This is a genomic window from Chromohalobacter sp., from assembly GCF_039830575.1.
Taxonomy (GTDB): domain Bacteria; phylum Pseudomonadota; class Gammaproteobacteria; order Pseudomonadales; family Halomonadaceae; genus Chromohalobacter; species Chromohalobacter israelensis.
Window position 1 is genome coordinate 176,542 of sequence record NZ_JBDOOX010000007.1, and the last position, 25,193, is coordinate 201,734.

Sequence of the window (25,193 nt, forward strand, 5' to 3'; positions counted from 1 at the left end):
GCTGGACAGAACTCTCCCATCAGTAAAACGAGTCATTTCAATGGCAGCCATCGGAACTACCGATAGCACGGCGCTGGCCGCGCTGGACAGCGACCTGCTGCTGGCCTTCGTCACCGTGGCCGACAGTGGCGGTTTCACCGCCGCGGCGCGTTACCTGCACAAGACGCAGTCGACCATCAGCCTGCGCATCAGCACGCTCGAGTCGCGCCTCGACACCTTGCTGATCGAGCGTGGCAGCCGTCGACTCACGTTGACCGGCGATGGCGAGACCTTTCTCGTCTACGCGCGGCGCCTGCTGCAGCTGCAGCGCGAGGCGATCGCGGCGCTGGGGCGCTCCCAGCCGGTGACGCTGCGCTTCGGCATCCCCGAGGACTATGCCGATACCTGGTTGCCGGCATTGCTCGAACGCTTCGGCGCCCGGCATCCCGACGTTCATGTGCATATCCACTGCCGCATGTCGACGGAACTGCTGGAACAATTGGAGAAAGGCTCGCTGGATATCGTGCTGGCGGTGCAGCACGCCGCGGACAGTGGAGGGCGGCCCGTGGCCACGGAGGACGTGGTCTGGGCGGCGCATCGGCGTTTTGCGCTCGACCCCGGGCGGCCGATTCCGCTGGCGCTGTTCCCGGAGCAGTGCATTTACCGGCGCCGGGCGCTAGCCGCGCTGGCCGGCATCGGTCGCGACTGGCAACTCGACTCCACCAGTCAGAGTCCGAGCGGTTTGCGCGTCATCGTCAATCAGGGCCAGACACTGACCGTGACCGACCGTCGCTCGTTGCCCGAGGACTGGCAAGCGCTGGGGGAAGAGGAGGGCCTGCCGTCGCTGCCCCCCGCCGTGATCGAAGTACACCGTTCCCCGAGCCTGACGCACCCCGCCTTCGACGATTTCGTCGCGCTGATCGACGAGGTGCTGGAACAGGGCGACTGAGGGGAAGGCTGGCTCAGCTCACCCTTTCCAGCTCCCGGGTGACGTCGGCCATGCTGTGGTAGGTGTGCCCGCCGAACTTCTCCAGTATCCGTTTTTCCTGCTCGCTGGCGTTCGGACGGGCATAGCGTTTGAGCTCGTCGCCATCGACCGGGAAATCGATGCCGGAAAACAGACTGGCGAAGCGTGCGGCCGACGGCTCCGACGAAGAGGTCTGCATGGCCCGTTGGCCACCGGTCTTGCTCGGCTGGTTGCTGGGCGCTTTTTCGTGCGTGCGCAGTTCGCCGAAGGCACGTGCCACCTCGGCGGCATCCCGATATTCGCGATCGGGCAGGTTCTCGAGGATCTCGCGCACCTGCGGTGCCTCGTCGCTCACAGCGTCGACCAACTCGTCACGCGCACAGGGAAAATCGACGCCCTTCAGCGTTTTTTCGATATCGGCGGCAGATACCGCCTGCCGGGGGTGGGAGGTCTGCATGTGCCGCTCGTAGCGGGATTTCTGCTCGAACTCTTCGCCACAGATTTCACACCGAAACTGTGCCATCAGCGCACCTCCCCGACCGCTTTCTGGACGTCGGCCATGGTCTCGTATCGCCGCCGGGAGAGTTCGTCGAGCAGCTCGATGACGTCGTCATTGGCATGGTTGGCCTTGGCCTGTTTGATCAGGTCGGCCTTGCTGCACGGGAAATCCGTGCCCTTGAGCGCATGGGCGACACCGGCCGCCGACGAAGTGCGACGCGCCGCCTTGCCGCCGCGTTCGCCGCCCTTGCTGCGATCCCCCGCCGGTTCATGGGCCTCGGGTTCCATTTGCGGCGCCGCGAGCTTGCCTGCCTCGAGCGCTTCCGTCGGCCAGTCGCGCTTCTTGAGCCCCAGGGTCTTGAACAGGTTCGGCTTGCCGCCGAGCGTGATGTCTTCCTCGCTCAACGCGTCATGCGCGCCGATCAGCAGGAACTGGGCGCTCTCGTAATCGAGGAGTTTGCCGTCGTCGATATCGATCCAGCGCTTCTCGGCGAACTTGTCCTGCAACCGCTTGGGGTAGTTCGGTCTGGCATCGGGAAAACCCGGCACGTCGAGGTCGGGGTTGCGTACCGAGATGATGTAGCTCGCCTCGGCGAGTATCCCCAGTTCCCGCTGGGCCTTGCCGGGGCTCTCCGGGCTGGAAAGGCGATAGGCGAGGCGGGTGCTGTCGTGGCGCTCGAAAATCGCGTAGCGGCCCTCGCCGACGGGGATGGCCTCGCCCTGTTCCTGCTCGCCCCGGGTCTTGGTGTCGTACTCGAGCGGCGCCAGGGCCTTGCCGATCTCCTTCGGCTTGCCCGTCATGTCGTTCATCATCCACTCGCGCGTGGTGGATTGCGGTTTGCCCCGGATGATTTTCGGCATGCGCTTCTTGCCCACCACGAACAGCCGAGCGGTATCTTCGTCGTCCGGCACCAGCACCAGGTGCAGGCGCTGCACGTCATCCAGCCCCTGGACCTTCTCCGTGTCGACCTTGGGCCGGTAGAAGAAATAGATATCGCCTTTTTCCACGTAGGTCGCCATCTGTCACCTCCTGTGTACGAGAAAGCGTTTTGAACGGGTGCTGCTCCTTCTGGTTAGCAGAGAGCCCCGCATCGTGCAAAAACTCGCGCTGGCCAGACGGCGACGCTTGTCGAGCGAGGAACGACCTTACCCGAAAAGCTGCCCGGCGATGCGCAGCCCGGCGATCCAGGTGCCGGCGGCGGAGCCCAGCGTGGCGAGCAAAAAGACCAGCAGCGTGCGGGCGACGCGGTTCTTCCACCAGCCTCGCGGTGAGCTGACGTCGCGGCGCAGGCGCGAGAAGTCACCCACGGTGGGGCGGCGCAGGGCCAGTTCGATGCCGGCGGCGACGAAACCGGCGCCGATGGTCGGGTTGAGCGACGTCAAGGGCGCGGCGAAGAAGGTCGCGACGATGGTCAGTGGATGGGCCAGCGCGATGGCGGTGCCCAGCGCCGAGAGGACGCCGTTGATCAAGAACCACTCGCCGACCAGCGACCAGCCGAGCTCGGTATCCCGCGAGAAGCCGATGGCGAAGCCGGTCAGCACCAGCGCGACGATGACCCAGGGCAGCATCTTCCAGAGCCTGGAGCGGGGCGGCGTGACTTCCAGGGCGTGGCGCTCCTGGTCGAGCGCTTCGGCGCTCGGCGGTTGCTGGCCCAGCGTCTCGATGTGCTCCCCGAGGCCTTTCAGGTGCCCGGCACCGACCACCACCAGGATGTGGCGCGGCGTCTCGCCTTTGACCTCCTCGCGCAGGCGCAGGGCCATGTAGCGATCGCGCTCGCGAATCAGCGGCGTGTAGAGCGATTCCGACTGCTCGGCGAACTCGGCGAAGGTCGACTCGAGGACATCGCCTTCCTTGAGCCGCTCGATTTCCTCGCTGGAGACCTTCTTGCGCGATACCACGCTGCCCAGCAAGCCCGAGACCAGACTCATGCGCTGCCACCAGGGCACGCTGTGATAGATGCGCTTCAGCGTCACGCCGATGTCGCGGTCGACCAGGTACAGCGGCAGGTCCGCGCGGCGGGCCTCCTTGATCGCCATCTGCATCTCGGCGCCGGGCGTCACACCGGACTGCTCGGCGACGCGTTGCTGGAAGGCGCCCAGGGCCAGGCTGGCGGCGACCATGCCGGCCTTGCCCTGGCGCAGGACCTGGAAGAGATCCATCTTGGCCATGGCGTCGGGCTGGGTCGCGCTCTGGTAGCGGGTGGGGCACAGCTCGATGGCGACGGCATCGAACTCGCCGGAACGGATCAATTCGCGGACTTCGTCGGCGCTGGCGCGCGAGACGTGGGCAGTGCCCAGCAGGGTGTAACGGGTCTCGCCCTGATCGATGACCTGACGCGGGCCGGCGGGTGTATCGGGCATGCGGGGTTTCGCTTCGGTGGCGGAAAAGCTCGATTATCCACGAAGGCGAGGGGTGGGCCAAACCCGTCCCGCTCGCGCATCGCGCGAGCGGGGCAGTCTGCAAGCGGGGCCAGGTTCGCCCGCCAACACGCCTAGCGCCTGGCGCGGCACGCCGCGGCGGTGAACAGCACGTCGGTGGAGGAGTTCAGCGCGGTTTCGGTGGCGTCCTGCACGACGCTGATGACGAAGCCGATGGCGACGACCTGCATGGCCACGTCGGGAGAAATGCCGAACAGGCTGGCGGCCATGGGGATCAGCAGCAGCGAGCCGCCGGCCACGCCGGAGACGCCGCAGGCGGCGAGCGAGGCGACGACGCACAGCAGCAACGCCGTGGCGAAGTCCACGCCGATGCCCAGGGTATGCGTGGCGGCCAGGGTGATCACCGAGATGGTGACGGCGGCGCCGGCCATGTTGATGGTCGCGCCCAGGGGAATCGAGATCGAATAGGTGTCGGGGTGCAGGTCGAGACGCTTGCAGAGCTCCATGTTGACCGGAATGTTGGCGGCGCTGCTGCGGGTGAAGAATGCCGTGATGGCGCTGCCGCGCAGGCATGCGAACACCAGCGGGTAGGGGTTGCGGCGCGTGGCCAGGAACACGATCAAGGGGTTGGTGACCAAGGCCACGAACAGCATGCAGCCGACGATGACGGCCAGCAGGTGGGCATAATCGAGCAGGGCGTTCAGGCCGGTGTCGGCGAGGGTGCCCGCGACCAGACCGAAGATGCCGAGTGGGGCGCAGCGAATCACCAGCTGGACGATGTTCGAGACGGCATCGGAGAAGGCATTGAGCACGCCGAGCGTGGTCTCGGAAGCGCCGCGCAGCATCATTCCCAGCCCGATCGCCCAGGCCAGGATGCCCACGAAGTTGGCATTCAGCAGCGCGTTGACGGGGTTGTCGACGACATTGAGCAGCAGGTTGCGCAGGATCTCGGCGATACCGCCCGGCGGCTCGCCGCTGGCCTGCGGCGCGTCGATCACCAGCGACGTGGGAAAGATGAAGCTGGCGAGCACCGCCACCAGCGCGGCGCACAGCGTGCCGACCACGTACAGCAGCAACACGCCGCGAATGTGCGTGGGCTGGCCGCGCCGGTGATTGGCGATGGCCGTCATCACCAGCAAGAAGACCAGAATCGGGGCGACTGCTTTCAGGGCGGAAATGAAGACCTGGCCGAGCAGGGCGACCGACGCGGCGGCATCGGGCCAGACGATGGCGACGCCCACGCCGAGGGCGATACCGATGACGATCTGAGGAATGAGCCCGAGGCGCAGCAACGCACGCAGGGGACTGGCAAGGGTGGCGGACATGACGATCTCTCGCGGCAGAATGACGAACGTGGCCCGTCTCGGCGGGCCGGAAAGCGCGCATGGTAGCATTGGTGCCCACGCGATACCCGGGCATTCGCCCCTCTGGCGCTCATCCTTTGGTAAGAAGTGTGCCGTTTCGGCAGAGTTGCGGGAGAAATCGTCAGATGGCGTGCGGTTCGGCAGTGGATGTTGTCGCGCGGCAGCGCTCGATCAGCGGCGCCAGAAGGCCGGTGTGAACAGCACCAGGATGGTGAAGATTTCCAGACGGCCGAACATCATGGCCATCACCAGGGTCCACTTGGCGAGCGCCGGCATGTCGCCGTAGTGCGCGGCCACGCTGCCCAGCCCCGGCCCCAGGTTGTTGAGCGCCGAGCCCACCGCCGACCAGGCCGTGACCTGGTCCAGCCCGGTGGCCAGCAGAACCATCAGCATCAGCACGAAGAGCAGCAGATAGGCGGAGAAGAAGCCCCATACCGCCTCGGCCACGCCGCTGGAAATGCGCATCTTGCCCACCTTGACCGAGAACACCGCGTTGGGGTGGATCAGGCGATGAATCTCGCGCAGCCCCTGCTTGAGGATCAGCAGGATGCGGATCACCTTCATGCCCCCGCCGGCGGAACCCGAGCAGGCCCCGACGAAGGCGGCGATGAACAGCATGAACGGCAGCACGCCCGGCCAGACGGTGAAGTCGGCGACCCCGAACCCGGTGGTGGTGGCCACCGAGACCACTTCGAACAGGCCGTGGCGCAGCCCCAGGGTGTCGGTGTAGGTGCCGCTGAGCATGAGCGTGGCGATGGTGATGGTGACCAGCAACGTCAGAAAGATGATGAAGAAGCGGAATTCCGGGTCGACCAGATAATGGCGCAGGCGTTTCTCGCGCCACACCGCGAAGTGCAGCCCGAAGCTCAGCGACGAGATCACCATGAAGAACACGCAGATGAGTTCGATGGCGGCGCTGTCGAAATAGCCGATGCTGGCATCGTGGGTCGAGAAGCCGCCGATGGCGACGGTGGAAAAGCTATGCCCGATGGCGTCGAACCAGCTCATGCCCGCGAGCCAGTAAGCCAGAAAACACGCCAGCGTCAGGGCGGCGTAGATATACCACAGTGCCTTGGCAGTCTCGGTGATGCGCGGCGTCAGCTTGGAGTCCTTGAGCGGTCCCGGAATCTCGGTGCGGTAGAGCTGCATGCCACCGATGCCCAGCGTCGGCAGGATCGCCACCGCCAGGACCACGATCCCCATGCCGCCCAGCCACTGCAGCTGCTGACGGTAGAAGCGAATCGATTCGGGCAGCAGATCGATGCCGGTGAGAACCGTCGCCCCGGTGGTGGTGAGGCCCGAGAAGGACTCGAACACCGCGTCGGTGAGCGACAGCGAGGGGTCCTCGGCGAGCATCAGGGGCAGCGAGCCGAACAGCCCCAGCACGCTCCAGAACATCACGGTGATCAAGAAGCCGTCACGGGTACGCAGCTCGCGTCGCGCGTGGCGGGTGGGCCAGTACAGCGCCATTCCCGTGGCGAAAGAGATCCCCAGGCCGATGACGAAGGCGTCCCAGGTGGCATCGTCGAAGATCAGCGAAATCGCCACCGGCGGTACCATGGTCAGGCTGAACAGCATCAACAGCAGCCCGACGATCCGCAGGATCACCAGAAGACTCATGGCGTCCGTCGTGTCGGTGCCGGGTGCGCGGGGGACGTCGTACTCATCAGAAGAAAGTCAGCCCTACCTGGAAGAGCCGCTCGACATCGCGAATGCGTCGCTTGTCGATGACGAAGAGGATGACATGGTCGCCGCTTTCCACCACGACGTCGTCGTGGGCGATGATGACTTCCTTGCCGCGCACGATGGCACCGATGGTGGTACCGCTCGGCAGATCGATCTCGTCGATGGTGCGCCCGACGACCTTGGAAGAGCGCGAGTCGCCGTGAGCGATGGCCTCGATGGCCTCCGCCGCGCCGCGCCGCAGCGAGTGCACGTTGACGATGTCGCCGCGCCGCACATGGGTGAGCAGGCCGCCGATGGTGGCCTGTTGCGGCGAGATGGCGATATCGATCTCGCCGCCCTGGACCAGGTCCACGTAGGCGGCGTTGTTGATCAGGGTCAGCACCTTCTTGGCCCCCAGGCGCTTGGCCAGCATCGACGACATGATGTTGACCTCGTCGTCGTTGGTCAGCGCGCAGAAGATATCGCAATCCTCGATGTTCTCTTCCAGCAGCAGGCGCTTGCTGGTCGCGCTGCCGTGCAGGACCACGGTGCGGTCGAGGCGCTCGGACAGGACCGTGCAGCGCTCGAGTTCATGCTCGATGATCTTGACCTGGTGGCTGTGTTCGAGCGTCTCGGCGAGGCGTTCGCCGATGTTGCCGCCGCCGGCGATGATCACCCGGCGGAAGTCGCGATCGACCTTGCGCAACTCGCTCATCACGGCGCGGATGTCCTTGCGCGCGGCGATGAAGAATACCTCGTCGTCGGCCTCGATGACCGTGTCGCCACGCGGGATGAGCGCGCGATTGCGGCGATAGATCGCCGCCACGCGGGTGTCGACGTTGGGCATGTGGCGTCGCAGGAAGCCGAGCTCCTGGCCGACCAGCGGGCCGCCATAATAGGCCTTGACGGCCACCAGCTGCGCCAGGCTGCCGGCGAAGTCGAGCACCTGCAGGGCGCCGGGATATTCGATCAGGCGGCGGATGTGGTCGGTGACCACCTGCTCGGGGCTGATCAGCACGTCCACGGGAATCGCGTCGTGGGAAAACAGCCCCTTGCGCGTCAGGTAGGCGGTGGCGCGGACACGCGCGATCTTGGTCGGCGTGCGAAACAGCGTGTGCGCGACCTGGCAGGCGACCATGTTGACTTCGTCGGAGTTGGTCACCGCGATCAGCATGTCGGCATCCTCGCCACCCGCCTGGCGCAGGACCATGGGATAGGAGGCCGTACCCACCACCGTACGGATGTCCAGACGGTTGTGGAGTTCGCGCAGGCGCTTGGTGTCGACATCCACCACGGTGATGTCGTTTTCTTCGCTGGCCAGGTGTTCGGCCAGCGTGCCGCCGACCTGGCCGGCACCGAGGATGATGATCTTCATGCGAGGGGAATCCGCGCTCAGTGACTGGCGCGTAGCATAAACCAGGCAGCGCCCCCAATGACAGGGGCGCGGCGGTGCTCGGGCATGCGCCCGGTCAGTCGAGGGAGAGGCCCACCTTGAGGGTGACCTGCCAGTGCCCCACGCGGCCGTCCTCGAGGTGACCGCGCATGTCGGTGACTTCGAACCAGCGCATGCCGTGCAGCGTCTCGCGGGCCTTTTCCAGGGCATTGTTCACGGCATCCTCGACACCGTGGGGCGAGGAACCGGTCAGCTCGATGTGCTTGTAGACATGATCGCTCATGGCGTTCTCCTTGCGCTTGTCGTGCGATGGGAATGACTCAGGCGCCGATGATCTCGACCCCGAGCCGGGTCAGACGCTGCCGCGTGGCGGCATCCGTGTCGTGAGTGACGGGGCGCGTCAGGGGCCAGAGGAAGCGCGTACGAAAGCCGGCGGCGACGGCGTCCTCGGCGCTCCAGAGCACGCAGACATCGCGTGCCAGGCCGCAGACATGGACCGTCTCCACCTCACGTTCGCGCAACCAGCCGGCCAGGCCGGTGGTGGGGCGCGTGCCCTCCGGGCCCAGGTTGTTGCGAAAGGCGCTGTAGGAATCGACGCGCGGGTCGCTGCCCTTGCGCACGATGAGGTCCACCGGGGCCCAGTCGATCTCGGGATGCAACTGGGCGCCGGCGGTGTTCTGGACGCAATGGTCGGGCCACAGGGTCTGCGGCTCGCCGTAGAGATCGAGGGTGTCGAAGGGGGCGTGTCCGGCATGCTGGCTGGCGAAGGAGACGTGCCTTGGCGGATGCCAGTCCTGGGTCGCCACCACATGCGCGAAGCGCCGCTCGCCGAGCAACTGGGTCAGCCCCGGGAGAATGGCGTCGCCGTCGGCGCAGGCCAGGGGGCCGCCGGGCATGAAGTCGGGCTGTACGTCGATGACGATCAATGCGCAGTGGCGGTCGACGATATCGAGGGCATCCTGCAACACGGTCTCTCCCGCTGGCCTGAGGCGATGCCTTCAGTATCGAAGCCGCCGGCGCCCCTGACAAGGGGCGTCGACGACCGGCGGGGGATGGCGGCGTTACTCGGACTGCTTGCGCAAGCGGGCGTAGAAGAAGCCGTCGTGGCCGTCGATGCGGGGCAGCAGCTGACGCCCGTCGCCCGCCGGGCGCCCCCATGCGGCCTCGATGGTCTCGGCGCGGGCGTCCGGGGTGCGAGCGAGGAAGGCCGCGACCTGGTCGGCGTTTTCCTCGGGCATCACCGAGCAGGTGGCGTACAGCAGGGTGCCGCCGGGGGCCAGGGTGTGCCACGCGGCGTCGAGCAGACGCGCCTGCAACGCGGCGAGTTCGCGGATGTCGCGCGGACGCCGCAGGCGCTTGATGTCCGGGTGCCGGCGGATGACGCCGGTTCCCGAGCAGGGGGCATCCAGCAGGACGGCATCGAAGGCATGGCCGTCCCACCAGTCGTGGTGGCTGGCATCGGCGGCCGTGGTCGTGGCGTCGAGTCCCAGACGCTCCAGCGTGGCGTTGACCCGGCCCAACCGCTCGGCGTCGCTGTCCAGCGCGGTCAGGGCGATATCGAACGCTTCGAGAAGGTGGGCGGTCTTGCCGCCGGGTGCGCTGCAGGCATCCAGCACGCGTGCGCCGGGGCGTTCGGCGAGACACGGGGCGAGCAGGGTGGCGGCCAGTTGGGCGGCTTCGTCCTGCACGCTCACGGCGCCCTCGGCGAAGCCGGGCAAGGCGCGCACATCGCAGGGCTCGGCCAGGGTCAGGCCCTGCGGTGCGAAGGGTGTGGGCGAGGCCGACGTGCCGGCGTCTTCCAGACGGGCCAGGTAGGCGTCGCGGTCGCCCTGGCGGACATTGACGCGCAGCGTCATGGGGCCGGGGCAGTTGTTGGCCTCGGCCAGGGCTCGCCAGTCGTCGGGCCAGGCCTGGCGCCACTCGGTCAGCATCCACTCGGGATGCAGCAGGGCAACGCTCGGGTCGCGGTCGACCTGTGCCTGGAGTGTCTGGGTGTCGCGTTGAAAGCGGCGCAGACAGCCGTTGAGCACGCGCGTGGCCCAGCCCTTGCCGAGCCCGCGGGCGGCACCGGCGGTTTCTCCCACGGCGGCATGGGCCGGCACACGCATGTAGAGCAACTGGTAGAGGCCGATCAACAACAGTGCCTGCACGTCCAGGTCACGGCGCTTGAAGGGCTGGCGCAGCAGGAGCTTGGCCAACGCTTGCAGGCGCGGCAGGGTGCGGCAGACGCCATAGCACAAGGCCTTGGCGAAGGCACGATCGCGGCCGTCGAGACCGGCGGTGTCGAGATGTGCATCCAGGGCGCTCAGCGAGCCCTTGCCGTCGAGAAGTGGCGCCAGTGCGCTGGCGCATACGGCACGCATGTCCGGAGTGCTCACGCGCGATCCTCCTGTCCCAGGCGAAGCCCCTCGGGAAAGCGCTCACCACGTGCGTTGAGCAGGTCGCGCACGGCCAGCGGCTTGCCGCCGGGCAGCTGGGCACGGGTAATGCGCACCACCTGGGTGCCGTCGTGACCGCAGGCGATGCGCAGGGCATCCGGGGCGCTCTGCAGCAGGGTGCCGGGCGCGACGCCGGGGCGCTCGGCCTCCGCTTCGGCCTCCGCCAGCCATAGCCGCAGCGGCTCGCCAGCCAAGCGCGTCCAGGCCACCGGCCAGGGGTTGAAGGCACGCACGCGGGCGGCCAGCTCGTGGGCCGGCCGCGTGAAGTCGAGCTCGGCCTCGGCCTTGCTGAGCTTGGCGGCATAGGTGACGCCTTCGCTCGGCTGGGGCGTCGCCGTCAGGCCGTCCGTCGCCAGGGCGTCGAGTGCCTCGACGATGGCCTCGCCACCGAGCGGGGCGAGGCGGTCGTGCAGCTCGCCACCGGTGGTGGTCGCCGTGATCGGCGTCTCGCGCACCAGCAGCATGGCGCCGGTGTCGAGCCCGGCGTCCATCTGCATGATGGTCACGCCGCTGCGTGTGTCACCGGCCTCGATGGCACGCTGGATCGGCGCCGCACCGCGCCAGCGTGGCAGCAGTGACGCATGGACGTTGAGGCATCCCAGGCGCGGGATATCGAGAACGGCCTGCGGCAGTATCAAGCCATAGGCGACGACCACCATGATATCGGCCTCGAGCGCGGCGAGCGTCTGCTGGGCGTCGGTGTCCTTGAGGCTGGTGGGCTGATGGACGGGCAGACCGTGCTCCTGCGCCAGCGCCTTGACCGGGCTGGGCGTGAGTTTGCGCCCGCGACCGGCCGGTCGGTCCGGCTGGGTGTACGCGGCGACCACCTGGTGACGGCTGTCGAGCAGCGCCAAGAGACTCGCGGCGGCAAAATCGGGCGTGCCGGCGAAGACGACGCGCAGGGAGTGGGACATCGAGAAGGCTTCCGTGACGGCGGTAATGGTGCGTGGCGAAGGCGGGCGCGGCGCCGGGACGGCAAACGCGGCGGGCCGGCGATTGCCGGCCCGCATGGCATCCGGGCGAACGACCGCGGTGCCGGCTCAGGCGTCTTGCATGGCCCGGTGGCGTTTCTGCATCTTTTTCAGTACCCGGTCGCGCTTGAGCGGCGAGAGGTAGTCGACGAACAGCACGCCTTCGAGATGATCGTATTCGTGCTGGATGCAGTGCGCGAGCAGGCCATCGGCCTCCAGCTCGTAGGGATTGCCATCGCGATCCAGCGCCTTCAGCGACACGCGCAGGGCGCGCGGCACTTCGGCATAATACTCGGGGATCGACAGGCAGCCTTCCTGCATCGGCTCGCGTTCGTCGCCCAGTGGCGTGTATTCGGGATTGATCAGCACGCGCGGCTGCGAGCGATCATCGCTGACATCCATCACGATGACGCGACGATGCACGTCGACCTGCGTGGCGGCCAATCCGATGCCCTGGGCGTCGTACATGGTCTCTAGCATGTCGTCGACGAGCTTGCGTGTCTCGTCGTCGACGGCCTCGACGGGCGCCGCCTTGGTGCGCAGGCGCTCGTCGGGAAATTCGAGAATGGTCAGCTTGGCCATGGCGTTGAGAAAACCGTTATGCTGTCACGTGAAGTTTGTCCTCTAGTGTAATGCGCGGTCGATGGTAACGGAACCAGGGCCATGAGAATGAGCCCTCAGGCCCGAGCAGGGATCGGCGCATTGCAATAGTAGTACGATTATAGCAAAACCGGCGGGTGTCTTGCAGGACGGCCCTGGCGTCGCGCGGCGACGAGTGGGGCATCAACGAGAAGAGACGATCATGCAGGCAGGGAATGGCAAGCGCGGGATGGGACGGCATGGCGGCAGGCTGGCCGGCGGCCTGATGATGATCGGGGCGCTCGTCGTCGCGTCTCTCGCGGTGCGTGACGTCGCCGCCAAGGAGGTCGTGCACCTGTCGCCGGCGGTGCGCGAGCTCCCGGCGGATCGGGTGTCGCCCGTGCCGCGCCGCGAGGTTGCCCCGTTTCTGAACCTGTATCGCATCGTCGATGATCCGGCCGTGCTGGAACGCGCCCGCTACGTGGTCGCCGGCGAAGAAGGGCAGCAACTGATGGCGGCCGGCGACACCGCCTATGTGCGTACGCCCGAGGGCGCCACGGCGCGCTCGGGTGCCCGGCTGGCCATCTACCGACCGGGCGAGACCTACCGATCTCCTGACAGCGGCGAGCCGCTGGGCATCGAGCTGCGCCGCGTGGGCGACGCCCGCTGGGTGAGACGCGAAGGCGAGCTGGATGTCTTCGCGATACGCGAGGCGCGGCAGGAAATCCGCCCCGGCGACCGCTTGCTGCCGTACCGGGCGGGTCCGGTGGCGCTGCATTTCACGCCGCGCTTGCCGTCGAGCTCGGTCGCGGGGCACATTCTGGGCGTTCCCGAGGGCGTGCAGGCCATTGGGCGCCATACCCTCGTGGCGCTCGACCTGGGGCGCTCGGATGACGTGACACCGGGCACGCTGCTGGCCCTGCAAGCAGCCCCGGCGCGAGTGAGCGACCCGCTCGACGATGCCACGCGGCGCCTGACGAGCGCGCCGGCCGGACTGGCGATGGTCGTCGAGAGTTTTGCGCGGGTCAGCTATGCGCTGGTCACGGAAGCCTCGCGGCCGCTGGAGGTCGGCGATGTGGTGAGTACGCCCGGGCGGGAGGCGTTGACGTCGTGGCAGCGACGTTGAGGCCGGGCGGTTGGCAAGGAATACGCACATGATGACAGCGAGAGAGTGGTGTGCCCTGGCGCACCTGCCCAAACTCGGGGCACGGCGTCTGGCGGTCCTGCGCCGCGAGCTGGCCGCGCAAGGGCTTGACGACGCCTGGCCCCAGGCCTGGCTCGCGGCGATGCCCGCCGGCCCGCGCGAGACGCTCAGGTACTGGCTCGAGCACCCCGCCAAGAGTCCCCTCGAGACATCGGTGAGCCAGGCACTGGCCTGGGAGGGCAGCGCGCCATCGCACCACCTGCTGTATCCCGGCCATCCCGCCTGGCCCGCGCTGCTCGATGAAATCGCCGATCCGCCCGCGCTGCTGTGGGCCAAGGGCGACCTGGCAGCACTGGAACCGCCGGGGCTGGCGATGGTGGGGACGCGGCGCCCGACTCGCGAAGGCACCGACAACGCCGCCTGGTTCGCGCGTGGGCTCGTCGAGGCGGGCTTCTCCATCGTCAGCGGGCTGGCGCTTGGCATCGACGGCGTGGCCCAGCGCACGGCGCTGGATGCGGGCGGTCGCAGCGTGGCGGTGCTCGGCTGCGGCGTGGAGGTGATCTATCCGCCGCGACATGCCGGCCTGTATCGTCGCCTGCTCGACGAGGGCGGCCTGCTGCTGTCGGAGCATCCCGCCGATACGCGGGCGCATGCGCGACACTTTCCCCGTCGCAACCGCATCATCACCGGGCTGTCACTGGGCGTGCTGGTCGTCGAGGCCGCCGAGAAAAGCGGCTCGCTGGTCAGCGCGCGGCTGGCGCTCGAACAGAATCGCGAGGTCTTCGCGGTCCCCGGGTCGCTGCATAACGTTCAGGCACGCGGCAACCTGGGGCTGATTCGTGACGGTGCCTGGCTGGTGCGTGGACGCGACGACATTCTCGAACAGCTGGGTCAGTGGCAGGCGCCGCAGGCCGTCGTGACGTCGACCGACGACACGGCAGAGGCGGCAAGCGCGCCGGCCGACCCATTGCTGGCATTGCTGGACACTGCCCCCACGCCGCTGGACGTGCTGGTCGAGCGCAGCGAGCTGGATGTCGGCGGCTGTCAGATGCGGTTGCTGGAGCTGGAACTCGCCGGCCAGGCCGCGCAGGTCAGCGGGGGCTGGGTGCGTCGCGCCACTCACTGAGCACCTGCGACAGCGTGGCACGGCGTGCGTCGGCATGAGCATGGTAAGATGAAGGCACTTTGTGTAGCCGTGAAGCGAAGCGTTTCGCCATGCAAGAAACAGCCGATCGTATCGCCGACGCCGTGGCCGCCCTCCGGCGCGGCGCGCTCCTGGCCTACCCCACCGAAGCGGTGTGGGGCCTGGGCTGCGACCCCGATGACGATGCCGCCCTGGCACGTCTGATTGCCCTCAAGCAACGCGACCCCGCCAAGGGATTGATCCTGATCGCAGGTGACATGGACCAGCTCGAGCCCTGGCTGGCGGGTCTCGATGCGCCGCAACGCGCGCGCCTGGCCGAGAGCTGGCCCGGGCCCAATACCTGGCTGGTGCCCGACAACGGGCGGGCGCGGCCGCTGCTGCGCGGCGAGCACACCAGCCTGGCGGTGCGCGTCAGCGATCACCCTCTGGTACGGCAACTGTGCGCCGCCTTTGGCGGGCCGCTGGTGTCGAGTTCCGCCAACCGCGCCGGCGAGCCGCCGGCGATGAGCGCCGCCGACGTGCGCGCCGCCTTCGGGGAGGCGGTGACGCTTCTCGACGGGGCGCTGGGGGGCTACGCGCGGCCGAGCACGATCCGCGATCTACAGAGCGGCGAGACCCTGCGCCGTTAGCCCTGTCCGAAAAAGTGCCTGCACCATCAACCAGCAATGTGAGGAGAGCGACGTGGCGCACCCCCATCTCGACAAGGTGAAGGAATATCTGCTCGACTTGCAGGACCGCCTCTGCGACGGCTTGGCCGCCGAGGAGGGGGACACCGCGTTCCGCGAGGATAGCTGGACGCGTGAGGCGGGCGGCGGCGGTCGCTCGCGGGTCATCGAGAACGGCGAGGTCTTCGAGAAAGGCGGCGTCAACTTCTCGCACGTCTTCGGCGAGCGCCTGCCGGCCTCGGCCTCGGCGGCGCGACCGGAACTGGCGGGGCGCAGCTTCCACGCCGTGGGCGTGTCCTGGGTGCTGCATCCGCGCAACCCGCACGTGCCCACCGCGCATGGCAACGTGCGCTTCTTCATCGCCGAAAAGGAAGGAGCCGAGCCGGTATGGTGGTTCGGCGGCGGTTTCGATCTCACGCCGTTCTATCCGGTGTTCGAGGATGTCGTGCATTGGCATCGCGTGGCACAGGAAACCTGCGCGCCGTTCGGCGACGACGTCTACCCACGCTTCAAGCGCTGGTGCGATGAGTATTTCACCCTGCATCACCGGGACGAGACCCGCGGCGTCGGCGGCTTGTTCTTCGACGATCTCAACGAGTGGGAGTTCGAGCGCTGCTTTGCCTTCCAGCGCGCGGTCGGCGATGCCTTTCTCGAGGCTTACGTGCCCATCGTGCGGCGGCGGCAAGCGACCGAGTATGGCGAGCGCGAGCGCGATTTCCAGGCCTTCCGGCGGGGTCGCTACGTCGAGTTCAATCTGGTCTGGGACCGGGGCACCCTGTTCGGCCTGCAAAGCGGTGGCCGTACCGAGTCGATTCTGATGTCGATGCCGCCGCTGGCCCAGTGGCAGTATTGCTGGACCCCCGAGCCGGGCAGCCCCGAGGCGCGTCTGACCGACGAGTTCCTGACGCCGCGCGAGTGGCTCGAGGAGGCAGAGGCATGAGCGATGATCGCTACTGCGTCTTCGGAAACCCCGTCGCGCATTCCCGCTCGCCGCGCATTCACGCGCTGTTCGCCGAGCAGTGCGGGCAGGCCATGACCTACGAGGCCATCGAGGCGCCCCGCGAGGATTTCGCCGGGGCCTGGCACGCCTTCGTGGCGGCCGGCGGATGCGGGGCCAATGTCACCGTGCCGTTCAAGGAGGACGCCTTCCGGCTGGCAGACGTGCTCAGCCAGCGCGCCCGCCGCGCGGGCGCCGTCAACACGCTGGTGCGGGGGCGGGACGGTCGCACCTATGCCGACACCACCGACGGAGTGGGACTGGTGCGCGACCTGGAGGCGCACGGGGTGGCACTCGAGGGGGCGAGGATTCTCATACTCGGCGCCGGCGGCGCGGTGCGCGGCGTGCTCGACCCGTTGCTGGCCAAGGCCCCGCGTTGCCTGCACATCGCCAATCGCACGGCATCGAAAGCCGTGCGCCTCGCCGAGGAGGCCTCGCCGGAGGGGCGTGTGACGGGCGGCGGCTACGCGGAACTCGACGGCGCCTTTGACGTGATCATCAACGGCACCAGCGCCTCGCTGGGCGGTGAGTTGCCACCCTTGCCCGATACCTTGCTGGCCGCCGACGGCGTGGCCTATGACATGATGTATGCCGCCGAGCCGACGGTCTTTCTGCAGTGGGCGGCGGCACATGGCGGGCGCGGCATCGATGGCCTGGGCATGCTGATCGAGCAGGCCGCCGAATCGTTCTTTCTGTGGCGCCAGGTGCGTCCGGATACCGCGCCGGTACGCGAAACGCTGCGCCGCGAACTATGATGCGACCGGGCCCGGCAGCGCGATGCCGGGCCGCTTTTCAGCGTCGGCAGTCGGGCCGCTGGCCGTTGGCCCGGGCCTGTTCGTAGAGCGGCATGGCCTCGTTCATGCGCTCGCGCAACCCTTGCATGCGGGCTTCGTTGCTGGGGTGGGTGGACAACCATTCCGGCGGCTGGCCCTGACTCTGCGCGGCCATGTTCTGCCACAGTTCGATACTGGCATTGGGATTGAAGCCGGCCTCGGCCATCAGGTCGAGGCCGAGCTTGTCGGCTTCCGATTCCTGCTTGCGCGAGAAGGGGAGAATCACGCCGTACTGGGCGCCCGCGCCGAGCAGCCCCATGAGCTGTTCGCCGGTGGCACCCTGCAGGCCGGCGGCGGATTGCAGGATCGATAATCCGGTTTGCGTGGCAGCCTGCGTCGATACGCGCTCGTTGGCGTGGTCGGATAATACGTGGGCCACTTCGTGGCCGATGACGGCGGCCAGTTGATCCTGGTTCTCGGTGACGTCGAGCAGCCCGCTGTTGACCCCGATATAGCCTCCCGGCAGGGCGAAGGCGTTGGCCGAATCGTCCTTGAAGACCTTGACTTCCCAGGTCGCGATGCCCGCATCGGCGGGGACTTCGTTGGTGATGGCGTCGGCGACGCATTGCACGTAGTCGTAGGTGGCGCCGCCGACTTCCGGCAGTTCCTGCTGATATTGCGCGAAGCTTTGCTGGCCCATCTGCTGGAGTTCTTCGTCGGAGAAGAACGCCAACTGGTTGCGCCCCAGCGGCGAGGTGCTGCACGCGGCCAGCGTGGCACCGATGAGGCCGATGGCAAGCGGCGTACGTAGACGGGAAGGCAACGTCCTTTGCATGAGAGTCTCCTGATGGGTTCTGGACCCGATGACCAAACGGCTCCAAGATACCCCGATGCCGCGTTGGGTCAACCTCCCTCGCGGTGCATGTCCCCGGACCGAACAGCGACAGGAGTGAGAGGATGGATGCCGAGCTAGCGCAGCGCCTGCTCAAGGTGTTGGATCGTGTCGAGGCCTGGCTGCCGCCGGAGCCTGCCAGCGTCGATTGGTCGCGCGATGTGGCGGCGCTCTGGCAGCGCAACGCCCTGGGCGGGCAGTTGATGCCGGTGGCCGCGCGTGATGGCGTCACGATGGACGACCTGGTGGGGGTGGAGCGCCAAAAGACGGCGTTGCTGGCCAATACGCGCGCCTTTTTGCACGGCCGCCCGGCGAACCATGCGCTGCTCTGGGGCGCCCGCGGCAGCGGCAAGTCGTCGCTGGTGAGGGCACTGCTCAACACCCTGGCGCCCGAAGGCCTGCGCTTGATCCAGGTCGACCGGCACGACCTCGTGGGGCTGCCTGGCCTGGTGCAGCGGCTGCGCGACGCCCCGCAGCGCTTCATCGTCTACTGCGACGATCTCTCCTTCGAAGGACACGATGACGCCTACAAGGCCCTCAAGAGCGTGCTCGACGGGACCCTGACGGGACCGCCGGAAAACGTGCTGCTCTACGCCACCTCCAATCGGCGGCATCTGCTGCCCGAGTCGCTCGCCGACAACCAGGATACCCGGCTGGTCGACGGCGAACTCCATCATGGCGACGCGGTCGAGGAACGCATCTCGCTTTCCGATCGCTTCGGCTTGTGGTTAGCTTTTCACCCGTTCAATCAGGACACCTATCTCGATGCGTGCCGACACTGGGTGCATCATCTGGGAAGCGAGGCCGACTGGAGCGAGCAGGCGCGTGTCGAAGCGGTACGCTTTGCTACCTTGCGGGGAGTACGTAGTGGACGCGCCGCCTGGCAGTTCGCTTGCCAGTGGGTCGGAGCGGCACAGGAAGACGCGCGTTCATGACGTCGCCGACGTGACGTCGCCATGGTCAGGGAGGAAGCACGATGCACGACAGCGAGCGCAAGCAGCGCCTCGAGGCACTGCAGGTTCGGTATGCCGAGCGGCTGCAGGATGACGTGCAGACGGTGCTGGCGCAGGTCGACGAGATGAGCGCGCGCGCCGGCGCCGCCGCCATGGCGGAACTGGAAGCGCTCTGCGACGCCTTGCAGCGTATCGCGGACTCCGCCGGCACCTTCGGGCATGAGAGCTTGAGCGAGACCTGTGGCAATGTGGCACGCCAGATCCGTGACTGGCTCGATGGCGACCTGCTGCCGGCGCCCTATACGCTGGCGGCATTGCTGCCGCGCTTGCAGCAGGGAGCCGCTACGCTTCCCGAGCGGGGCGATGCCTCGGTCTCGGCGGCGCCCGGCGAGACGCTGCCCACGCGTCTGGCGTTGCTGGGCGAGGACAGAGGCCGGGGAGAAGCCCTGGCGGCGTCGCTGGACGCGCTGGGATACACCTGCCGTACCTTCGCCATGCACGAGGTCGCCGCCTCGATCGCCTGGGCGCCTGACGTGCTGGTGATCGACGAACAAGGCATGTCGCGTCAGCGGTGGTGCGACGAGTGGACCGCCTGGCCTGCACCGCGACCGCATTTGCTGGTGATGGGCGGGGACGATGCATTCACCGCGCGTCTGGAGGCGGTGCGTCTTGGTGCCGAGGGGTATTTCATGCCCCCGCTGGACGTGTCGTTGATCGACCGACGCGTGCAACAGTTGCTGCCCGGGCCGGTGGCGTCGCCCCTGCGCGTGCTGATCGTCGACGACGATATCGAGCTGGCCGAGCACTATCGCCTGGTGCTGGCGGGGGTGGGGATCGAGTCGTGGGTCGTGAATGCGCCCGCCGACGCCTTGACCGTGCTGCGCGAGGAACGGCCCGACCTGGCGCTGGTGGATACGCGCCTGCCGGGCTGCAGCGGTCGCGATCTGGTCCAGGTGATGCGGCTCGAGGAGGCCTGGCGGCATCTGCCCGTCGTCTACCTCGCGGCGGGCAGCGACGTGAGCAAACTGGCACTGACGCGCAGCGGCGATGACTTCCTGGGCAAGCCGGTGGATGACGACGCCCTGGTCGCGACGGTGGTGTCCCACGCCCAGCGCGCACGTCGCTCGCGTCAGGCCATGGGGCGCGACGGCATGACCGGCGTGCTGACCTACGAGGCCCTGCAGGAACTGCTGGAGGTCGAATTCGCTCGCGCCCGGCGCAGCGGGGCCCCGACCAGCCTGGCATTGATCGATCTCGACAGGCTGGGGGCGCTGAATGCCCGGCACGGTCACACCAGTGGCGACTACGCGATTCGTCAGCTGGCGGAGCGGCTGACCCAGCAGTTGCGGTTCATCGATCACGTGGGGCGTTACACCGGGGGAGCGTTCTGCGTGGTCCTGCCGCATTGCGATCCCGAGGACGCGCAGCGCGCCATCGAGCGTATCCGTCTGCAGTTCCAGGCGCAGCCGCTCGGCGAGCATGCCGACATCGACGTGACGTTTTCCGCCGGGGTGGCGAGCCTGCATGAGGCGGAAAGCGTCGAATCGGGGCTCGATGTGGTGGGGCGTCGGCTGTATCGCGCCAAGCTGGCGGGACGCAATTGCGTCCTCGCCGAGGGCTGATCGGCGTCAGCGACGGTTCTTGCGTGCCTCGCGCGTGCGCCCCAGTTCGCGTTGCTTGGCCTTCTCGCGATCGCTCGCGTCGGGGTTGCTGTCGTAGGGGTTCTTGCCCGAGCGAAACTCGAAGCGCAGCGGCGTGCCACGCACCTTGAGAACCTTGCGGAAGGTGTTGGTCAGGTAGCGCTTGTAGGCCTCGGGGAGCGAACCGGTCTGATTGCCATGGACCACGATGATCGGCGGGTTGCTGCCGCCCTGGTGGGCCATGCGCAGCTTGATGCGGCGGCCGTGGATCAAGGGCGGCTGATGCTCGCTCACCGCGTCCTGCAGGATGGTGGTCAGGCGGTTGGTCGACCAGTGGCTGTTGGCCGAATCGAAGGCACGGGTGATGGACGGGTAGAGATCGCCCACCGCGGTGCCGTGCAGCGCCGAGATGAAATGCATCTCGGCATAATCGGCGAAGCCCAGGCGTCGCTTGATCGCGGCGCGCATCTTGTCCTTGGCTTCCTGCTCGAGTCCATCCCACTTGTTGACCGCCAGCACCAGAGCGCGGCCGCTGCTCAGCACGTAATCGAGCAGGTGCAGGTCCTGTTCGACCAGGCCGCTACGGGCGTCGAGCACCATGATGGCCACGTGGCAGGCCTTGATGGCCTCGAGCGTCTTGATGATCGAGAATTTCTCGGCCGCCTCGCTGACGTTCTTGCGTCGCCGCACGCCGGCGGTATCGACCAGCACGTAGGGCTTGCCCCGGCGCTCGAAGGGAATCTCGATGGCGTCGCGGGTGGTACCGGCTTCGTCGTATACCACCACCCGGTCTTCGCCCAGCAGGCGATTGACCAGCGTCGACTTGCCCACGTTGGGCCGTCCGATGACGCCGATGCGGATGCCATTGCTGAGATCCGGCGGTGCGGCGTTGGCTTCACGCGGCGGGAAGGGCGCCAGGACCTCGTCGATCAAGCTGGTGACGTTGCGCCCGTGCGCGGCGGCGATGGGACGCGGGTCGCCCAGGCCGAGCCGCCAGAACTCGGCCATTGCCGAGTGCTCTTCCAGCCCGTCCGTCTTGTTGACCACCAGCCAGGTCTTCTTCTGATTGACGCGCAGGTGGTTGGCGATGGCCTCGTCGGCGACATTGAGCCCGGTGCGTCCGTCGACCATGAACAGCACGATGTCGGCTTCGTCGATGGCCAGCAGCGACTGCTCGGCCATGGCGGCGTCGAGGCCTTCCTCGTTGCCGCTGATGCCGCCGGTATCGATGACGGTGTAGGTCTTGTCGCCGAGAACGCCGTTGCCGTACTTGCGGTCACGCGTCAGGCCGGGGAAGTCGGCGACCAGCGCGTCGCGCGTGCGGGTCAGACGATTGAAGAGGGTCGACTTGCCGACATTGGGTCGGCCTACCAGGGCGATGACGGGATTCATGTTGTCTCGTAAACCGGCGAACGGAAGCGGTGAGTGAGGCTGTCGCGCGATACCGCGCGCCAAGTGCGTGACGCGAGCGCCACGCTGTCGCTGGGGGTGATTCTAGCATTGCTGGCCGGCGGGGCCCACAAATGACACGGGCACCTCGCGTCGAGGTGCCCGGTACGCAGAGGGAGCGGACTCGGCTCAGTCGTCGACGGTCTCGACGTCGTAGGCGGCGAGTTCCCCATCGTTGGCGAGCGTGTAGAGACGCTGTGAATCGGCCAGCAGAGGTACGCTGATACCGTCGCCGCCGAGTTCGGTGCGTCCCACGACCGACCCGTCGGTGGCGTCCAGCAGGTGCACGTAGCCCTGGTAATCGCCCAGTGCCAGCTTGCCGTCGACGAACGCCGGGGCGGTCAGGTCACGGCCTTCCAGGGCGTCGGATTCCCACAGCACGCGGCCGCTGTCGACGTCGAGCGCCAGGACGTGGCTGGCTTCGTTGACGGTGAAGAGGTAGTTGCCGACGCGCAGGGGCGTCAGATAACTGGACTCGTCGCGTGACCAGATCACTTCGCCGCTGGTGGCTTCGAGCGCCATGACCCGCCCGTTGTAGCTGGTGACGAACAGGCGGCCGTCCTGCGAGAGAACCGGCTGGCCGTCGAGGTCGACGAGGCGATCCACTTCGGTGCGCCCTTGCGGCACGGCGACGCGCATGTCCCACAACGGCTGGCCGCTGCGGTTGTCCAGGGTGACCAGGCGGCCATTGGCGAAGCCGACGAACGAGACCGGTTCGATGACGCGTGGCGTGCCCGTACCGCGCAGGGTCAGGGACGGCTGGCTGCTGCTGTAGGTCCACTCTTCCTCGCCGGAGAGACGGTCCAGTGCGGTCACGGTGCCGTCGGCGCTCTGCACCACGACCAGTTCGCTGTTGACCTGCGGTGCCGCCAGCACCTCGCTGGAGACGCTCGCGCGCCAGGCTTCGCTGCCGTCGTCGCGGTCGATGGCGATGACCTCGCCGTTGCGGGTGCCGGCGTAGAGGCGTGCACTGTCGTTGGTCATGCCGCTGGATAACGGAGTATCGAAGCGCACTTCCCAGCGCGTGTCGCCGCTGTCCGCGTCGAAGGCGCGCAGCAGGCCGTCGGCATCCGCGGCATAGAGCGTGCCGTCGGCCAGCAGCGGCATCAGGGGATAGCGTGCACGCCCCAGACCGTCGCCGACCGAGGCCGACCAGCGCTCGTCGAGCGTCGCCGAGGGCGAGAAGTCCTGCAGGGCCTTGGGCGGATATTGCGGCTCGACATTGCCTGAACACCCCGCCAGCAAGGCGGACAAGGTGAGCGCGGCCGGTAACAGAAAGTGGGTCGGTTTCATCAACTGGCGTCCTCTACACCGAGATTGTCGAGCTTGAGCCGTACGCCGAACAGGGGCTGGTCCTGATCCTCGGCGCGGGCGAGAGCGTCCTGGTAGGCCTGGCGTGCCTGATCGGGCTGCTCGAGTGCCACGTAGGCATCGCCGCGAATATCGGCGGCCTGTGCCTTGAGCGTGGCGGGCACGTCGTTCTCGAGGGTCGACAGTGCGCCCTGCGCGTCGTCCATGGCGATCTGCACGCGGGCCAGGTTGAGACGCGCCAGCCCGGTGAGATAGCCGTCGTCGCTGTTGGCGGCAAAGGCCTGCAGCGTGTCGCGGGCGCTCTCCAGCTCGTTGGCCTGGATGGCCAGGCGCGCGCGCATCAACTCGGCGAAATCGGCATAGAGCGTGCCGCCGTGCTCGTTGACCAGGGCATCGATCATGTCGGTGGCCTGTTCGCGCTGCGCGTCGCTCAGGGTGTCCTGCTGCATCAGCAGCGTGAGCTGCTGATAGCGCTGCGAGGCGGCTTCCGCCTGGGAGGTCTGATAGTCCTGCCAGGCATTCCAGGCGAAGACGCCCGCTCCGGCGAGTACCACCCCGGCGATGATCGACTTGCCGTATTCCTTCCACCAGCGCTTGAGCGTCTCAAGCTGTTCGTCTTCGGTGCTAAGCTCCGCCACGGGCGGTCTCCTTCAATGGCTGTTCGTGCGATACGCCCCGGGGCGTCCTCAGTCTTCGGCGAGAAGCGCTTGGAGACGGGCCGCCAGCGTCTCCCGAGCCACGCTTTCCTGCTCGCGATCCTCGCGCAAGAACTTGATGCCGACGCTGCCGCTGGCGATCTCGTCGTCACCGAGCATCAAGGCGATGCGGGCACCGCTCTTGTCGGCCTTCTTGATCTGGCTCTTGAAACTGCCACCCCCGCAATGGACCTGCAAGTGCATCTCGGGCAGGGCGTCACGCAGATGCTCGCCCAACAGCATCGCCTCACGGCTGGCGGTGTCGCCCATGGCCGTGAGATAGACGTCGGGGCGCGAGCGCGCGGCCTCGGGCACGAGGTCCAGCGTCTCGAGCAGCAGGATCAAGCGCTCGACTCCCATGGCGAAGCCGACGCCGGGCGTGGGCTTGCCACCGAGCTGCTCGACCAGGCCATCGTAACGTCCGCCGGCGCATACCGTGCCCTGACTGCCCAGCGCCTGGGTGGTCCACTCGAACACGGTTCGGCTGTAATAGTCCAGCCCACGCACGAGGCGCGGGTTGATGACGTAATCGATGCCGGCCGCGTCGAGCATGGCGGTCAATTGCTCGAAGTGCGCCCGCGACTCGTCGTCGAGATGATCCATGAGGCGCGGCGCGGCCTCGAGCATCTCGGCCATGTCGGGATTCTTGGAGTCGAGGATGCGCAGCGGATTGCTGGTCAGGCGGCGCCGCGAGTCCTCGTCGAGCACCTCGGCATGGGCCTCGAAATACGCGACCAGGGCGTCGCGATAGGCGGCCCGCGCCTCGCTGGACCCCAGGGAATTGAGTTCCAGGCGGACGTGCGGCATCAGGCCCAGGGCATCCCACAGCCGCGCACTGAGCAGGATCATCTCGAAATCGATGTCCGGCCCCAGCATGCCGTAGGCTTCCACGCCGACCTGGTGGAATTGCCGATAGCGGCCTTTCTGGGGACGCTCATGGCGGAACATGGGACCCTGGTACCACAGCCGCTGGGTCTGGTTGTACAGCAGGCCATTCTCCAGTGCGGCGCGCACGCAGCTGGCGGTGCCCTCGGGCCGCAGCGTCAGGCTGTCGCCGTTGCGGTCCTCGAAGGTGTACATCTCTTTTTCGACGATATCGGTGACTTCGCCGATCGAGCGCTTGAACAGGGCGGTCTGCTCGAGAATCGGCGTGCGAATCTCGTTGTACCCATAGCGCTGCATGAGATGCTGGATCTGGCGCTCGAAATACTGCCAGACAGGCGACTGCTCCGGTAGCAGATCGTTCATGCCACGGATGGCCTGGATCTTGTTGCTCAATGCTGACTCCTGAACCGGT

General features: G+C 67.4%; 24 protein-coding genes. 8 read left to right on the top strand and 16 right to left on the bottom strand.

Features of this window, described 5'->3' with window-relative positions; all coding sequences use genetic code 11:
- The first annotated feature begins 40 nt into the window (after nucleotides 1-40).
- On the top strand, nucleotides 41-928 hold the full coding sequence (locus ABGX75_RS05995; protein WP_347411264.1) for a LysR substrate-binding domain-containing protein: 888 nt from the start codon (nucleotides 41-43) through the stop codon (nucleotides 926-928).
- A 13-nt stretch (nucleotides 929-941) separates the two neighbouring features.
- On the opposite strand, the gene ABGX75_RS06000 is transcribed toward ABGX75_RS05995, so the two are convergent.
- From ABGX75_RS06000 to def, 11 genes are all read right to left on the bottom strand, one after another.
- Nucleotides 942-1,469: a DUF2795 domain-containing protein gene (locus ABGX75_RS06000; RefSeq protein ID WP_110061147.1), complete on the bottom strand. Its 528-nt coding sequence runs from the start codon at nucleotides 1,467-1,469 to the stop codon at nucleotides 942-944.
- Nucleotides 1,469-2,464, bottom strand: coding sequence for a DUF2795 domain-containing protein (locus ABGX75_RS06005; protein ID WP_287124300.1), 996 nt, complete (start codon nucleotides 2,462-2,464; stop codon nucleotides 1,469-1,471). The genes ABGX75_RS06000 and ABGX75_RS06005 overlap by 1 nt, the downstream gene beginning before the upstream one ends.
- 126 nt (nucleotides 2,465-2,590) lie before the next feature.
- A complete protein-coding gene (locus ABGX75_RS06010) occupies nucleotides 2,591-3,805 on the bottom strand; it encodes a TraB/GumN family protein (protein ID WP_347411265.1) in 1,215 nt (404 codons plus the stop codon).
- A gap of 131 nt (nucleotides 3,806-3,936) precedes the next feature.
- Nucleotides 3,937-5,148 carry a serine/threonine transporter SstT gene (gene sstT, locus ABGX75_RS06015; RefSeq protein ID WP_347411266.1) on the bottom strand — a complete coding sequence of 404 codons (1,212 nt, stop codon included), beginning with the start codon at nucleotides 5,146-5,148 and terminating at the stop codon, nucleotides 3,937-3,939.
- 210 nt (nucleotides 5,149-5,358) lie between these two features.
- Entirely contained in the window at nucleotides 5,359-6,807 is a 1,449-nt protein-coding gene (locus tag ABGX75_RS06020) for a TrkH family potassium uptake protein (RefSeq protein ID WP_035413402.1), read from the bottom strand.
- 46 nt (nucleotides 6,808-6,853) lie between these two features.
- Complete coding sequence (trkA, locus tag ABGX75_RS06025) at nucleotides 6,854-8,227, bottom strand: Trk system potassium transporter TrkA (protein WP_035413403.1); 1,374 nt, start codon at nucleotides 8,225-8,227, stop codon at nucleotides 6,854-6,856.
- A gap of 94 nt (nucleotides 8,228-8,321) precedes the next feature.
- On the bottom strand, nucleotides 8,322-8,528 hold the full coding sequence (locus ABGX75_RS06030) for a dodecin (RefSeq protein ID WP_011508163.1): 207 nt from the start codon (nucleotides 8,526-8,528) through the stop codon (nucleotides 8,322-8,324).
- 37 nt (nucleotides 8,529-8,565) lie between these two features.
- Nucleotides 8,566-9,213, bottom strand: a complete 648-nt coding sequence (locus tag ABGX75_RS06035) for a nicotinamidase (protein WP_347411267.1) — start codon at nucleotides 9,211-9,213, stop codon at nucleotides 8,566-8,568.
- Between the two features lie 93 nt (nucleotides 9,214-9,306).
- The gene (rsmB, locus tag ABGX75_RS06040) at nucleotides 9,307-10,608 is read right to left on the bottom strand and encodes a 16S rRNA (cytosine(967)-C(5))-methyltransferase RsmB (RefSeq protein WP_347411300.1); all 1,302 of its coding nucleotides are present in this window, start codon (nucleotides 10,606-10,608) and stop codon (nucleotides 9,307-9,309) included.
- An 11-nt stretch (nucleotides 10,609-10,619) separates the two neighbouring features.
- Nucleotides 10,620-11,597: a methionyl-tRNA formyltransferase gene (fmt, locus tag ABGX75_RS06045; protein ID WP_347411268.1), complete on the bottom strand. Its 978-nt coding sequence runs from the start codon at nucleotides 11,595-11,597 to the stop codon at nucleotides 10,620-10,622.
- Between the two features lie 126 nt (nucleotides 11,598-11,723).
- Nucleotides 11,724-12,236, bottom strand: coding sequence for a peptide deformylase (def, locus tag ABGX75_RS06050; protein ID WP_035413408.1), 513 nt, complete (start codon nucleotides 12,234-12,236; stop codon nucleotides 11,724-11,726).
- Between the two features lie 220 nt (nucleotides 12,237-12,456).
- On the opposite strand from def, the gene ABGX75_RS06055 reads away from it, so the two are divergent.
- The 5 genes from ABGX75_RS06055 to aroE all read left to right on the top strand — a co-directional run bounded on the left by ABGX75_RS06055 (nucleotide 12,457) and on the right by aroE (nucleotide 16,938).
- Nucleotides 12,457-13,359, top strand: coding sequence for a peptidoglycan-binding protein (locus ABGX75_RS06055; protein ID WP_347411269.1), 903 nt, complete (start codon nucleotides 12,457-12,459; stop codon nucleotides 13,357-13,359).
- A 28-nt stretch (nucleotides 13,360-13,387) separates the two neighbouring features.
- A complete protein-coding gene (gene dprA / locus ABGX75_RS06060; RefSeq protein WP_110061135.1) occupies nucleotides 13,388-14,503 on the top strand; it encodes a DNA-processing protein DprA in 1,116 nt (371 codons plus the stop codon).
- Nucleotides 14,504-14,592: 89 nt separating this feature from the next.
- A complete protein-coding gene (locus tag ABGX75_RS06065; protein WP_035413410.1) occupies nucleotides 14,593-15,150 on the top strand; it encodes a Sua5/YciO/YrdC/YwlC family protein in 558 nt (185 codons plus the stop codon).
- A 52-nt stretch (nucleotides 15,151-15,202) separates the two neighbouring features.
- Nucleotides 15,203-16,126 (top strand): oxygen-dependent coproporphyrinogen oxidase, encoded by a 924-nt coding sequence (gene hemF, locus ABGX75_RS06070; RefSeq protein ID WP_110061134.1) that lies wholly within the window; start codon nucleotides 15,203-15,205, stop codon nucleotides 16,124-16,126.
- Nucleotides 16,123-16,938 carry a shikimate dehydrogenase gene (aroE, locus tag ABGX75_RS06075; RefSeq protein ID WP_035413412.1) on the top strand — a complete coding sequence of 272 codons (816 nt, stop codon included), beginning with the start codon at nucleotides 16,123-16,125 and terminating at the stop codon, nucleotides 16,936-16,938. The genes hemF and aroE overlap by 4 nt, the downstream gene beginning before the upstream one ends.
- A 37-nt stretch (nucleotides 16,939-16,975) precedes the next feature.
- Here the strand turns inward: aroE and ABGX75_RS06080 are convergent, their stop codons facing one another.
- A complete protein-coding gene (locus tag ABGX75_RS06080) occupies nucleotides 16,976-17,791 on the bottom strand; it encodes a M48 family metallopeptidase (protein ID WP_347411270.1) in 816 nt (271 codons plus the stop codon).
- A gap of 122 nt (nucleotides 17,792-17,913) precedes the next feature.
- Between ABGX75_RS06080 and ABGX75_RS06085 the strand changes: the two genes are divergently transcribed.
- Together ABGX75_RS06085 and ABGX75_RS06090 are read left to right on the top strand one after the other, a co-directional pair.
- Nucleotides 17,914-18,783, top strand: a complete 870-nt coding sequence (locus tag ABGX75_RS06085) for an ATP-binding protein (RefSeq protein WP_110061131.1) — start codon at nucleotides 17,914-17,916, stop codon at nucleotides 18,781-18,783.
- A gap of 41 nt (nucleotides 18,784-18,824) precedes the next feature.
- Nucleotides 18,825-20,423 carry a diguanylate cyclase gene (locus ABGX75_RS06090; protein ID WP_110061130.1) on the top strand — a complete coding sequence of 533 codons (1,599 nt, stop codon included), beginning with the start codon at nucleotides 18,825-18,827 and terminating at the stop codon, nucleotides 20,421-20,423.
- 6 nt (nucleotides 20,424-20,429) lie between these two features.
- On the opposite strand, the gene der is transcribed toward ABGX75_RS06090, so the two are convergent.
- From der to hisS, 4 genes are all read right to left on the bottom strand, one after another.
- Nucleotides 20,430-21,833 (bottom strand): ribosome biogenesis GTPase Der, encoded by a 1,404-nt coding sequence (der, locus tag ABGX75_RS06095; RefSeq protein WP_035413418.1) that lies wholly within the window; start codon nucleotides 21,831-21,833, stop codon nucleotides 20,430-20,432.
- Nucleotides 21,834-22,019: 186 nt separating this feature from the next.
- Complete coding sequence (bamB, locus tag ABGX75_RS06100; protein ID WP_347411271.1) at nucleotides 22,020-23,183, bottom strand: outer membrane protein assembly factor BamB; 1,164 nt, start codon at nucleotides 23,181-23,183, stop codon at nucleotides 22,020-22,022.
- Nucleotides 23,183-23,839, bottom strand: a complete 657-nt coding sequence (locus ABGX75_RS06105) for a tetratricopeptide repeat protein (protein ID WP_179152983.1) — start codon at nucleotides 23,837-23,839, stop codon at nucleotides 23,183-23,185. The genes bamB and ABGX75_RS06105 overlap by 1 nt, the downstream gene beginning before the upstream one ends.
- A gap of 48 nt (nucleotides 23,840-23,887) precedes the next feature.
- Nucleotides 23,888-25,174, bottom strand: a complete 1,287-nt coding sequence (gene hisS, locus ABGX75_RS06110; protein ID WP_347411272.1) for a histidine--tRNA ligase — start codon at nucleotides 25,172-25,174, stop codon at nucleotides 23,888-23,890.
- Nucleotides 25,175-25,193 lie beyond the last annotated feature (19 nt).